Origin of the sequence: Streptomyces pluripotens, assembly GCF_000802245.2 — a bacterium.
GTDB lineage: Bacteria > Actinomycetota > Actinomycetes > Streptomycetales > Streptomycetaceae > Streptomyces > Streptomyces pluripotens.
This window is the reverse complement of sequence record NZ_CP021080.1, coordinates 3,661,466-3,674,140: the sequence shown is the minus strand read 5'-3', so window position 1 is coordinate 3,674,140 and position 12,675 is coordinate 3,661,466. Positions and strand designations below refer to the sequence as shown.

Annotated in this window: 7 protein-coding genes, 2 tRNA genes and 2 pseudogenes; 7 read left to right on the top strand and 4 right to left on the bottom strand. The window is 69.8% G+C overall.

Going from position 1 to position 12,675, the window contains the following annotated elements; translation table 11 throughout:
* The first annotated feature begins 90 nt into the window (after nt 1-90).
* From LK06_RS16550 to LK06_RS34385, 4 genes and pseudogenes are all read left to right on the top strand, one after another.
* Entirely contained in the window at nt 91-930 is an 840-nt protein-coding gene (locus LK06_RS16550; RefSeq protein ID WP_039658060.1) for an IS5 family transposase, read from the top strand.
* Between the two features lie 217 nt (nt 931-1,147).
* Nucleotides 1,148-1,702 carry a hypothetical protein gene (locus tag LK06_RS16545; protein ID WP_039654893.1) on the top strand — a complete coding sequence of 185 codons (555 nt, stop codon included), beginning with the start codon at nt 1,148-1,150 and terminating at the stop codon, nt 1,700-1,702.
* Nucleotides 1,703-1,839: 137 nt separating this feature from the next.
* Nucleotides 1,840-2,892, top strand: coding sequence for a hypothetical protein (locus tag LK06_RS16540; protein WP_159025306.1), 1,053 nt, complete (start codon nt 1,840-1,842; stop codon nt 2,890-2,892).
* Between the two features lie 137 nt (nt 2,893-3,029).
* Nucleotides 3,030-3,537, top strand: a pseudogene (locus tag LK06_RS34385) (transposase); the annotation flags it as partial.
* A gap of 281 nt (nt 3,538-3,818) precedes the next feature.
* On the opposite strand, the gene LK06_RS16525 reads toward LK06_RS34385, so the two are convergent.
* Nucleotides 3,819-3,891 (bottom strand) — tRNA-Arg (locus LK06_RS16525).
* Nucleotides 3,892-4,324: 433 nt separating this feature from the next.
* Nucleotides 4,325-4,415: transfer RNA gene (locus tag LK06_RS16520), tRNA-Ser, on the bottom strand.
* Between the two features lie 252 nt (nt 4,416-4,667).
* Here LK06_RS16520 and LK06_RS16515 point away from each other — a divergent pair.
* Together LK06_RS16515 and LK06_RS16510 are read left to right on the top strand one after the other, a co-directional pair.
* The gene (locus LK06_RS16515) at nt 4,668-5,153 is read left to right on the top strand and encodes an SSI family serine proteinase inhibitor (protein ID WP_039654895.1); all 486 of its coding nucleotides are present in this window, start codon (nt 4,668-4,670) and stop codon (nt 5,151-5,153) included.
* 302 nt (nt 5,154-5,455) lie between these two features.
* Nucleotides 5,456-10,336 (top strand): PAS domain-containing protein, encoded by a 4,881-nt coding sequence (locus tag LK06_RS16510; protein ID WP_078858930.1) that lies wholly within the window; start codon nt 5,456-5,458, stop codon nt 10,334-10,336.
* 27 nt (nt 10,337-10,363) lie between these two features.
* Here the strand turns inward: LK06_RS16510 and LK06_RS34380 are convergent.
* Nucleotides 10,364-10,543, bottom strand: a pseudogene (locus tag LK06_RS34380) (TetR/AcrR family transcriptional regulator); the annotation flags it as partial.
* Nucleotide 10,544: 1 nt separating this feature from the next.
* Between LK06_RS34380 and LK06_RS34375 the strand changes: the two are divergent.
* Nucleotides 10,545-10,796: a hypothetical protein gene (locus tag LK06_RS34375; protein WP_039654898.1), complete on the top strand. Its 252-nt coding sequence runs from the start codon at nt 10,545-10,547 to the stop codon at nt 10,794-10,796.
* A 29-nt stretch (nt 10,797-10,825) separates the two neighbouring features.
* Here the strand turns inward: LK06_RS34375 and LK06_RS16495 are convergent, their stop codons facing one another.
* A complete protein-coding gene (locus tag LK06_RS16495; protein WP_043434010.1) occupies nt 10,826-12,481 on the bottom strand; it encodes a long-chain fatty acid--CoA ligase in 1,656 nt (551 codons plus the stop codon).
* Between the last annotated feature and the right edge of the window lie 194 nt (nt 12,482-12,675).

Genomic DNA, 12,675 nt, shown 5'->3' with positions numbered 1-12,675 from the left:
CCGGGATTCCGTCTGATTTGAAGATGCACCAGAACCTCCCGATGTTCAGCGGAACAGTACCTTCCGGCCCTCTCGTGGCAACGCTACGGCGTGAGCGAGCCGAAGCCGTACCCCAGCGACCTGTCCGACGCCCGGTGGGCCTTGATCGAGCCGACCCTGACGGCATGGCGGAAAGCCCGGCTCGACCGCCGCCCCACGGGCCAACCGGCGAAAGTTGAACTCCGCGACGTGTTCAACGCGATTCTCTACGTGAACCGCACCGGCATCCCCTGGAAATACCTCCCGCACGACTTCCCCGGCCACGGCACCGTCTACTTCTACTACGCGGCCTGGCGTGACGAGGGAATCTTCGCCCAGCTCAATTACGACCTGACCGGACTCGCCCGCGTGAAGGAGGGTCGTAAGCCCGAACCAACGGCCTCTGTCATCGACACCCAGAGCGTCAAGACCTCCACCAACGTGCCCATGACCAGCCAGGGAACGGACGCCGCGAAGAAGATCGTGGGCCGGAAGCGAGGCATCCTCACCGACACGATCGGCCTGATCCTCGCCGTAACCGTCACCGCCGCGAGCCTCTCCGAGAACGCCCTGGGAATACGCCTCCTCGACCAGGCCAAAAGCACCTACCCAACCATCGCCAAGAGCTGGGTCGACACCGGCTTCAAGAAAGCCGTCGTCGAGCATGGCGCGAAACTCGGGATCGACGTCGAAGTCGTCGACAAAAACCCCGGAACCCGCGGATTTCATGTCCTGAAAAGACGCTGGGTAGTGGAGCGAAGTATCGGTTGGATCATGATGCACCGTCGGCTCGCCCGCGACTACGAGACTCTCGCCACCAGCTCCGAAGCCATGATCCACGTCGCGTCGATCGATAACCTTGCCAAGCGCATAACGGATGAAGCTACGCCAACCTGGCGAGGAACTTACTAGGGCATAAGCGGCAATCCTGCCACATCAAACGCCCTCTCAGTGTTTCCGTCAGACTGACGGCACCTTGGCCACCGCTACAGGCAACACCGATGCACCTCAGATCACCCTCAACAATGCCCTCGACGCCTTGTCGCGCTTGACCTGAACATGGTTGACTCCAATTACTTGATCACTGACCAGACCAAGTAATTCACCACTTCATGGGGGGGGATCCACCATGCAGATTGGCCTGCGGAGATTCGCTGTGGCCGGAGCGATGACATTGGGGGCAGGGCTGCTGCTCGCGCCGTCTGCCACAGCGGCCGAGAGCATTCCTCAGGGTTGCCCACCGGACGTCTGGTACAAGGTGGTGTCATCGGGCGCTTCGTACGAAGCGATCGGTAGCACCGCAGGCAAGTACAACGCGAGTCCGACATCGGCCATTCTGCGCTACGACCTGACCACCTCCAAGTCGAAGCAGACGACCTGGAGCGCCGAGCTCGGGGGAAGCCTGGACTTTGGAGTCGGCCAGGTCGAGTCCAAGACGAAGTACGACATCACCAAGTCGACCACCAGAGGCAAGACGGTATCGAACACCATCAACGTTCCGGCCAAAAGATACGGATACACCACACCGAAGATCGAGCGACGTAAGTTCACGATTGAGAAATGGCAGGACACTGCCAGGTGCGGCGCGCGCTTCCTCGGTAACGTGGGAACCCTGGGCGGAATCACCGCCTATCCCTTTTTCTCAGAGTGCACGGCCAAGAGCGCGTGCACGCCCAAGCCGTAACGCTGCGACTGCCGGGGCGGGTTGACCGCTCGTCCCGGCATACTACGGAACCTCTGACTACGCTGGGGGAAGGCCCGATGGTCCGGAAGTTGACTCACGCCACTGTTCGCGCGCGTCGACGTGGTGCCCTGGTCGGTATGGGGGTCCTCGCCGCCTTGGCTGCCGCGTGCGGGCCTGGCGATGGTAGCCAGTCCTCGGCCCCTCACGATGTCGTGGTCGATCTGGGTGGCGAAGTGGCCGTCCTGAAGGACCTGAACTCTCATCCCCGGATCGTGGGTTCGCGGCCGGCCGGAGCCGAGAATGCCGACGCCTATCGTTTGGACAGCCCGCGCCAGCTTGCCTCGGGCGAAGTCGTTGGCATCCGCGACGGCGGGGTTGTCGCCATAGAGCCGAGCACCCCTGGACGAGCGGTTCTCCTTGGTCAAGCCAGCGCATGGTTCCCCAGCGCCGACGGCAAGCAGCTGTGGGCCGTCACCGAAGAGTCAGCCGATACTGCCTGCGCCGGCCAAGAACTGCCGCAGTCGGTCTCGGCCCGCTTTACCGTCAGCAAGTACGAAACCTCCGGTCACCCGTCCCGCACCAAACTGACGCTGCCCTGCGGCATGCGGCCAGTCGCTGACACGTCTCGGGGCTTGCTCGCCGAACGCACCACTGGCGACACAGGTGGAACCGGCACGGGCGGTCGAGCGGTGACCAACATCGTGGTTCTCAACGCCCGAGCCGACACAGCCACAAAGACCATCGCCACCAACGCCAGTGTGGTCGCCGCTGCAAGCAACCGCGTGATCTGGCGCGACGACGCGTGCAACACGGGAAGTTGCACACACTCCTACGATGTGGACAAGCCCAAGAGCGACCACGCTCCCTCGTGCAAGGGCGGCGACACCGTGGGCGTGGGCACACTCGATCCGAGTGGACGCTGGTATGCGAGTGTCCTCCGATCCAACCACCTGGCAGTCCTCGACCTGGACCAGGGCACCTGCCATGAAGTCGACGCGTTGCCCACCACCAACGCCGGCGACCTTGATCAGACATTCGCGGTGGCTTGGTCAGGACAGAACCTGATGTTGCTGGACCAGCGGTCAGGCGTGCTCGCCTCCATGGACGCCTCATCCACCGAGATCGATAAGCGGTCCAAACCGCTCTCGGTCGTCAACCAAGCGCAGATCTGGGGCGCGGGCACTACCTGAACGCGTCGCCATGCGACGGCCGTATCCCCTGTGTGAGCGCCCACGTGGGACGGACTACGCGGCCGGAGGTTTGAGCCTGATCCCTTGGAGTGGACACCCTGACAATGGGTCTTGATGGTCCAGGAAGGGATCTCCGGGTGGGATGCCAGTCTCCGTACCCGGAGGAGTTCCGGAGGGACGCCGTCGCGCTGTTTCGCGCGGGTGGCGGCAAGCGCACGTACGCGGCCGTGGCCGCCGAGCCCGGGATCACCGGGGAGACACTGCGCACGTGGGTCCGCAAGGACACCGGGGCGAACATGTCGGCCGTCCGGGGCCGGAGCGGCCCGGAGAATCAGACCGACGAGCTGGCCGGCTGCGGGCCGAGAACGCCAGGCTCCTGAAGGCCGAAAAGCAGTGGCAGCTGGAGCGCGAAATCCTGCGCCGAGCGGCAGCCTATTTCGCCAGGGAGGTGAAGTGAAGGCCTGCCGCTGGGACTTCATCTCCGACCATCGCGCCAACTTCGGCGTCAAGCGGCTGTGCCGGGTCCTAGAGGTCTCCCGCTCCGGCTCCTACCGGCACCAGGCCACAGAAGAGGCGCGCGCCGAACGCCAGGTGCGCGAGGCGGCGGCCGTCGCCGAGATCCGTGCCATCCACACCGAGCACCAGGGCGACAGGGACGATCCGACTGCGAAGCTTCCCCGGCACACCCACACGCCATCGAGCGCGGGAGTCGCAGATCGGGGCCTGGCGGCCGAGGGCAGGATGGCGTCCCGCCGAGGACAAAGGCCGACCTGCTGGACACCCGCCGTCCATACTCCCGCATGACGGTCATGATCAGGGTCGACTGCACCACGAACTTCGAGGCGGAGGCGGTTGCCGTCAAACACTGCCGTCAAGGCAAAAGCCAGAGGCCCTGTGGATCTCTCCACAGGGCCTCTGAACTGTTGTGCACTCGGCAGGATTCGAACCTGCAACCTTCTGATCCGTAGTCAGATGCTCTATCCGTTAAGCTACGAGTGCTTGTTTCTTATTTTTCATCTTCGCTCCCGGCCCTTTCGGCCCGCTCGCGGCGACAGGAAGAACATTACATGACTGCCGCCGTCATGTGAAATCCGATCCGCACACCCGTTGTGACCTGCGGAAATGCCTGGCAGCGAGGGCCGGGGAGCGAGCCGGGGAATCGAGTAGGAGGGACGGGTCGCCCGTCCCTCCTCTCACACTGGGCTGCCAGAAGACTCACCCGACCAGTACGCCTCATACACGGTTCGTGTTCCTCGGTACCCAGGTCTCGCCTCGGGCTTCCTCCAGACCCCACCTCACGATGACGCCCTTGCCTCCGGCTCGGGGTTAGCACCACCTCTTCCCCCAGGGGACTTCCACCCCCAAGCAATCGCCCATGCTGGGCGCACACGCCGAAGCCCCGGTCCTGAGGACCGGGGCTTCGGGATCAGTGCGGAGGCGGAGGGATTTGAACCCTCGATGGGGGGTAAACCCCAAACCGCATTAGCAGTGCGGCGCCATAGACCGGACTAGGCGACGCCTCCAGCACAACCGCTCGCGCAAGCGCGCGATCGGTGCGTGCAGATGATGACACAGTCGAGTGCGGTGTCACCAATCGCCCCCCACGGTACTAGGCAGTCGGGCCACAGGGCAAAGGCCTTCCGCGGCGGGGCGCCGGGCGACGTGCAGTCGGCGAGCGGGCGGACAAGCAGCGGGGACGCAGGGCCCGAGCCGGCTGCTGACCGTGGGGACGACCGGCTGCGCAACGTCCGGCGGGTACCGGCGTTGGACAGGGCATGGTTCCTGTCCTTCCTGCCGTCGGACGGCGGCTTCTCGTATCGTCGCTCGCCGCTGTCGCCTCCCTCGTCCCGTTCTCCGCCGTGCCCGCCGTGGCAGCCGGTGCCGTGGCACCGCCCCTCCGGCCCGGGGACCGGGGCACGGAGCGGCACGGCGATCACCTCATCGTCGTCGTCCGGCACGCCGGAGCCGGGCAGGACGGAGCGTACGAGGTCTTCTGTCACCCCGATGCCGGCCTTCATCCCGACCCGGCCGGGGCCTGCCGGGTCCTCGACTCCCACACCCGCTGGGGACAGGACCCCTTCGCTCCGGTGGCGCCCGGCAGCGTCTGCACCATGCTGTACGGCGGACCGGCCACCGCCCATGTCACCGGCACCTGGGCAGGCCGGCCGGTCGACGCCTCGTACGACCGCAGCAACGGATGCGAGATCGGGCGGTGGGACCGGATGGTGCCGCTGCTGCCGAAGGTCGGCGGACTCGGCTGACGCTCCCGGGTCTCCCTTACCGACGTACCGATCTCCACCCCGGTTCTCACGATCCTCACCGTCTGTACCGTCCTCGGTGCCTCCCCGGCGGAACCCACGGCACGGCAAGAGTCCCGCGGAGAGACCGCGGAGCCTGAGCAGGCGGTCACGCGTTCGTCGTCACTTGCACGTGGGACCTCCCTCTCATCCGGCATCGCGAGCGCGACGCATGCCTTTAGACTCCCTCCCGTGACACGCCGCGGGCCGGTTGGCAAGATGGCCCGAGCGGTCGGCAAGGAGCAGTAACAGGGAGGAAGCGTCTCGTGAGCAGCAGGCCATCCCGAGGCGCTGCTCGCCTCGCAGCCATACTCGACGCCCTTCCGGACGCGTTGGTCCTGGTCAACGCCAACGGAACCGTCGTCAACGCCAACACCATCGCGCTGGAGGCTTTCGAAGCGCCGGGGACCGCACTCGTCGGGCGCGGGCTGCTCGACCTGCTCCCGCAGTTCGACTCCAGACTCATCCCCGGCTCCATGCGGCGGCCCGATCACATGGACCCGCGCGGGCGGACCAAGCCGACCCGGATGGTCGCCCGGCGGACCGACGGGACCGAGTTCCCGGTCGAGGTCACTAGCGCGAATCTCGAGAACGGGCAGCAGGCGTACGACAGTTACGGCTACACCGGTGACGAGCTGCTGATGCTCGTGGTCCGGGACCTGTCCGGGACCGTCGACACCGAGGCGGAGCTGGCCCGGTCGCAGCGGCAGACGGAGATGATCCTGCGCGCCGCGGCGGAAGGGGTCGTGGGCACCGACACCGACGGGCGAATCGTGCTCGTCAACCCGGCCGCCGCGCAGATGCTGGGGTACCGGGCGGGTGAACTCGGCGGCAGGGAGCTGCACACCCTGGTGCTGCACTCGCGTCCCGACGGGTCCCCCTTCCCCTACGGGGATTCACCGCTCGCCGACACCCTGCGCTCCGGCCGCAAGCACCGGGTGCGCGGGCAGGTGCTGTGGTCCAAAGGAGATGAAAAGGTACCGGTCGATCTGACCACCGCCCCGGTGCGGGACGGCGATCAGCTCGTCGGTGCCGTGATGACCTTCACCGACCGGCGCCCCTTCGACTCCCTCGCCGAGGAGAAGTCAGCGCTGGAGAAGGCGCACGCTGCGGAGCTGGAGCGGCTCTCCGAGGAGCACGCCTCCGATCTGACCGCGCTGCGCCAGCAGCATGTGACCGAGCTCGACGAGCTGCGCGAGAAGCACGCGGAGGAGCTGACGGCCGGCGAGGAACGGTACGCGGCGCTCGCCGAGCGGGAGAAGGACCGGTTCGAGGCCCTCGCCGGGCGGCACGAGCAGCTGCTCAGCCTGCTCGCGCGTTCCCTGCGCGGGCCGCTGGACGAACTGCGACGCGAACTGGCCGCGCTGGCCGCCGACGACGCCGGGCAGCTGTGGCCCGAGGCCAACCAGGTGCTGCATCACCTTTCGGCCGGGTACTCGCGGATCACGACGCTCATCGACAACGTCCTCGGCTACCAGCGGCTGGACGAGGGCTGCGAGGACATCACCCGTACGAAGGTGATGCTGGACGCCGTGGTCACCGCCGGCGTGGACGGAGCGGTGGAGCTGATCGGTCCCGGTCGGGTGCAGTTCGCCGTACACGCGCCGCCCATCGAGGCGGAGGTCGATCCCCAGCGGCTCGCCACCGCGCTCGCACATCTGGTGGCCGACGTCGCCGGGGTCGATGCCACCGGCAACACCTCTGTCTCGGCGGGCGGTTACCTGGACAACACCGTCGTGGTCGCCGCCGCGCAGCGCGGCGAAGTCGCACGGATCGAGGTGCGCGGGCCGTACAGCGGTGGAGACCCGGTCCACGAGCCGATCGTGCGCGGCATCGTGCGTGCTCACGGCGGTGTGCTGCAGACGCACGAGGTGCCCGGCATGAGCGGCAGCGCATACGTGCTGGAGGTGCCGCTGGGCAGCGGCGCCGGGACGGTCGCCGAAACGTCCGCCTCGGAGACCGCGGGCACGGCGGTCGCCGGTGCTGGCGCCGCGCAGCTTCCACGCGCGGGTGAGGCGCCCGCGCGAGAGGCGGCCGAGCAGGATCCGTCGGTGCGGGAGCAGCCCGTGCAGGAGACCGGCGCCGGCGAGCAGGGCGCCGTGGGCCCGGGTGGTGGACGTCGGCGGGCCCGGCGGGCTTCCACCGATGCCTTCCTGGAGAGTGATGTGCCCGGCGCCGACGGCACGAAGGCTCCGGCGCCGACCGGGCGGCGTCGCAGGCGCGCCGCAGCGCCCGCCGAGGAGGCCGGCCCGGTTCCGGCCGAGGGCACGGGAACCGCGTCCAGCGGCACCGGGCGACGCCGTGGACGGCCCGCCGAGAGCGACGCCGGTGACGGCCTGGGGGTGTCCGAGGGCGCGGTGGTGACCGCGGCCGAGCACGCCGCGGGGGCTGCGGCCTCCGGTACGGGTCTCGGCAGCGCGGTGCCGCCGCAGGGCGTGCCCGCGCCCAGTGGCCGAGGTGCCCGCCACGGCTCCGCCGCACCGCAGGCGGCAGCCCTGCCGCCCGCCCTGCCCATGGCCAGCAGCGAGACCGTGCAGGGCCCGGAGGCGGTTCCGGGGTCCGGAGCCGATCCGGCCGAGGGGACCCAGCCGACCGGGCGGCGCCGGCGCGCACTGGCCGCGGCGGCGGAACGCGCCGCAGCCCAGGAGGCGGGCGGTGCCCGCACGGTCTTCGCGCTGCCGCCGGCCGAGGCCGACCGCTCGCCGGAGTCGGCGAACGCCGCCACCGACCTCGGGAAGGGGACGGCACCCGACGTCTCCACCGGGTCGGAGTCCGCTGTGCCTGCGGAGTCAGCGCCCGGTGTCCCCTCGGACACCACGAGGGGCTCAAGTACTGAAGGGCCACAGCAGCTTGCAGGCCCTGTCCCAGGGCAGGCCCCGGGGCAGACTCCAGGACCCAAGCCGGTTCCGGATGCGGTCCCGGAACCAGGGCAGGCGCCCGGTCCGGTTGCCGGGCCGTTGCCCGCACAGGTGGCGGTGTCCGCGGACGGCGGCCCCGGCGACGACGGCCGCCACGATGCCGTGCCGCTCGACCAGGCCGAGGACCACACGCCGCCGCAGCCGCATCCCACCAGCACTCCGACCGGTCGGCGCCGCCGGGCCTCGGCCCAGTCAGCGGATGCCGTCCAAGCGGTGGCACCGGAGGCGGCTCCCGAGGTCGCTGCGGCTGCCGCGCAGCCGGTGGCGGTGCCGGCGGCCCCGGGACAACCGGCTGCCGCGGTTGAGCAGGCCGTAACGGGTGAGCCCGGTCCGGATCAAGCCGATGCGCATCAGGCTGTGCAGGCCCCGGCCGTTCGGGACCAGGCAGTGCCGGTGCCGGCGAATCGGTCTCAAGCGGTTCCGGTTCCGGCCGCTCCCCGGGTTCCCCAAGCTGCAGCGGCACAGTCGGCTTCGGGCCAGGGATCTCCGGTTCACGGCGTTCCGGCACAGGGTACGGCCGGTCCGGCTGTCCCGGCCCAAGCCAGCCCCTCGACAAGGGCCGACCGAGCCCCTGCCGGGGCCCCGGCAGCCGTGCCGCCCCAGCCCGATCTCCCCGTCCCCGGCACACAGACGGCCGCACCGCATACCGCACAGGTCGCACGGGCCGCTGTTCCCGCGCAGGGACCTGCTGGCCGCCCCCTGCCGGTCCCCTCGGAGCAGCCGGCACCTATCCAGCCAGTGGCACCCGTCCAACCAGTGGCACCCGTCCAACCGGTTGTGCCCGCCCAGGCGGGACAGGCCCCGGCGGCACAGCCCGGCACCCCCGCCACCGGCACCCCGGTGGCGCCCCCGACCCCTCAGCCGCTGCCCGCGGAGTCGGCTTCCGGCCGGGCGCCGACGCCACCCACCGGCACGGCCTCCGCGGACGCCGCCTCCCAGCAGTGGCCCGGTGCCGACGGCACCTCCGGCTCGGGCACGCCCGCACTTCAGGCACGCCCGACCGGCACTCCAGCACCCGGCACCCGGCCGCCTGCCGAGCACACCGGTGCCCAGCCGCAGCAGGCCGCCCAGCCGCTGCCTGCTGAGTCCGCGGAGGTCCGGATCGACCCGGACTCGACGCAGGGCCGAGCGATCAACGTCCGGACGCTGGGCCAAGGCGTGCCGTTCGCACGGCAGGCCGGTCAGGCTCAGCAGCCGACGGCGACGCCGCCCCCGCACACACCCGGCGGTTCCGGCCGCCGCCGCAAGTTGGGCACACCCCCCGACCCGGCCAACCGCCCGGAGCCGCAGCCGGGACAGGCGGCCCGGCCGCATCCGCAGACCGACCCCGCGCCCGCATCGCCCGGTGGGCAGTCCCGGCTCGCGCCGGGCACGGAGGGTGCCGGACGGTCGTACGCGATAGGCGCCCCGGGGCCCGGAGCCGCCGAGGGTCCCGAACCGCTGGACGGTCCCGGCGGTGCCGTCGAGATCGCGGACAGCCCGCGTCCGCAGCCGCTGGACGACGAGCTGCCTCCGGAACCACTGGACAACCCGCGTCGGCTGCTGGTGTGGCCGGCTCCGGACGTGACGACCCAGCAGGCGCTGAGCGACTGTGGCTACCGACCGGTGATCGTGCACTCCCGCGAGGAGGTCGATGCGCAGATCGCGGCCTTCCCTGCCGCGCTGTTCGTGGATCCGCTGACCGGGCCCATCACCCGCACGGCGCTGCAGGCGCTGCGACAGGCCGCCGTCGCGGCCGAGGTGCCGGTACTGGTCACGGCAGGGCTCGGGCAGGCGACGCGTGAGGCGGCCTACGGTGCCGACCCGGCCATACTGCTGAAGGCGCTCGCCCCTCGGGACAGCGAGCAACACCCGTCGCGGGTGCTCCTCATCGAGGAGCACGCGGAGATCGCGCTGGCGCTGACCGCGACGCTGGAGCGGCGCGGGATGCAGGTGGCACGGGCCGCGAGCGACAACGACGCGGTGACGCTGGCGGGGCAGTTCCGGCCGAACCTGGTGGTGATGGACCTGATGCAGGTACACGGGCGGCGGTCCGGGATCGTGGACTGGCTGCGCGCGAACGGGCAGCTCAACCGCACCCCGCTGGTCGTCTACACCGCCGCCGTCGACCAGGCCGATCTGCCCCGACTGGCCTCGGGCGAAGCCGTGCTGTTCCTAGCCGAACGGTCCACCAGCAGCGAGGTGCAGTCACGGATCGTGGATCTGCTGGCCAGGATCGGGACGAACTGAACGCCGCCCAGCCGAGCCGCTGAACCTTCAGCGGGCGACCAGCCGGCGGGCCGCCTCCTTGATCGAGGCCCGCAGGCGGTCGCGGTCGGCGTCCTGCGTACCCGTGAGGATGCGCCCCATCTGCGGGACCACGGCGGTCCAGTTGGCGAGGGCGACCAGCAGCAGCAACAGGTCACCGGGCGGGATCACGTCGGTGATCACGCCCCGGGTGATCACCGACGCTCTGGTCGCCTCCCACGTCGCCAACCAGACCCTCGCCCTGACCACGACCTCCGCCCCGGCCACCGCGAACACCGCCCACGTCGTCTCCGGCTTCGCCGGTGGTGCCCTCGCCTCGGCCGCCGCGGGTCCCGCCTTCGGCCACTGGGGCTGGGGCGGGGTGTGCGCGGTGGCCGGGGTGTGGCTGTTGCTCGGTTGGTTGTCAGCCTCGGCCCACAGTGACCGCTCGGTGCACCGGTGAAGCCCCCGGGCTCGGGCGACCGGCGGCCATCAGAGGCGGGTGATGTCCAGCCGGCCGTCCGCGTACTGCCGGCGCAGCACCTTCTTGTCGAACTTGCCCACACTCGTCTTCGGCACCGACTCGATCACCGTCCAGCGCTCGGGCAGTTGCCACCTGGCGATGTGCCCTTCCTCGGCGAGGAAGGCGCGTAGGGCCTCGAAGTCCGCGGTGGCTCCCTCCCTGAGGACAACGGTGGCCAGCGGGCGCTCGCCCCACTTCTCGTCGGGCACGGCGACCACGGCAGCCTCGGCGACGTCCGGGTGGGACATCAGGGCGTTCTCCAGCTCCACCGAGGAGATCCACTCGCCACCGGACTTGATGACGTCCTTGGCTCGGTCGGTGAGGGTGAGGAAGCCGTCGGGGGAGATGATGCCCACGTCGCCGGTCTTCAGCCAGCCGTCCTCGCTGATCTTGTCAGCGGGACGCAGGGGTTCGGCGTCGGGGCCGTTGTAATAGGCGCCGGCGATCCACGGGCCGCGGACTTCGAGTTCGCCGGCCGTCTCGCCGTCCCAGGGGAGGCGTTCGCCGTCGGGTCCGGTGAGACGGGCCTCGACACTGGCCGGGAAGCGGCCCTGGGTGAGGCGGTAGGCGAACTCCTCCTCGGTGCCGATCGCGTGGGCCGGCGGACGGGCCACCGTGCCGAGCGGAGAGGTCTCGGTCATGCCCCAGGCGTGGCACACCCGCATGCCGAGCTCGTCGAAGGCCGCCATGAGGGAGGGTGGGCAGGCCGAGCCGCCGATGGTGACCTGGGAGAGGGAGGAAACGTCCCGGGGCCTGGCCTGGAGTTCGGCGAGCAGGCCCTGCCAGATGGTCGGAACGGCCGCGGCATGGGTCGGCTTCTCCCGCTCGATCATCTCGGCGAGTGGTGCGGGCTGCAGGAAGCGGTCCGGCATCAGCATGTTGACGCCCGTCATGAAGGTGGCGTGCGGCAAGCCCCAGGCGTTGACGTGGAACTGGGGCACCACGACGAGCGAGGTGTCCTGGTCGGTCAGCCCCATCGACTGGGCCATGTTGACCTGCATGGAGTGCAGGTAGATCGAGCGGTGGCTGTACACCACCCCCTTGGGGTCACCGGTCGTGCCCGAGGTGTAGCACATGGCCGCGGCCTGGCGTTCGTCCAGCTCCGGCCAGTCGTAGGCGGTGGGGCGGTCGGCAATCAGCTCTTCGTACTCGTGCACCCGCGCGTCCGCGCCCGTCAGGGCAGAACGGTCGCCGGGACCGGAGACCACGATGTGCTCCACGGTCGACAACCTGGACAGCAACGGCGCGAGCAGCGGTATCAGCGAGCCGTTGACGATGATCACGCGGTCGGCGGCGTGGTGGACGATCCACAGCAGCTGCTCAGCGGGCAGCCGCAGATTGAGGGTGTGCAGCACCGCGCCCATGGACGGGATCGCGAAGTACGCCTCGACGTGGTCGGCGTTGTTCCACATGAGCGTTGCCACCCGCTCGTCGTCCCGAACCCCCAGTTCGTCGCGGAGGGCGTGCGCCAGCTGGGCCGATCGGGCTCCGATGTCGGCGAAGCTGCGCCGCTGCGGCTCAGCCTCGCCGGTCCAGGTGGTCACCCGCGATCGCCCGTGGACCGTCGACCCGTGGGTCAGAATCCTGGAGATCAGCAGCGGTACGTCCTGCATGGTGCTCAGCACGGCGTCCTCCCGGGCGACATCGCCTACGCGGTAGTAGAGGTTCCGCTGATTCTGCGCACATACCAAGCGGTATGTCACTAGGGGAGGAGAAATTCGGGCTACCAGGTGTCCGGCGGAGAGGGTAAGGAGGCCTGGCGGGGGAAGCGGAGGGGCAAGCCACGAGGGGGCGCCGGAAGACGCCGGGAGCGGAAGGC

Coding starts and splice junctions, on each gene's coding strand:
- LK06_RS16540 (WP_159025306.1), top strand. CDS start 1,840: ATGGGGGTCCTCGCCGCCTTGGCTGCCGCGTGCGGGCCTGGCGATGGT.
- LK06_RS16515 (WP_039654895.1), top strand. CDS start 4,668: ATGGTTCCTGTCCTTCCTGCCGTCGGACGGCGGCTTCTCGTATCGTCG.
- LK06_RS16545 (WP_039654893.1), top strand. CDS start 1,148: ATGCAGATTGGCCTGCGGAGATTCGCTGTGGCCGGAGCGATGACATTG.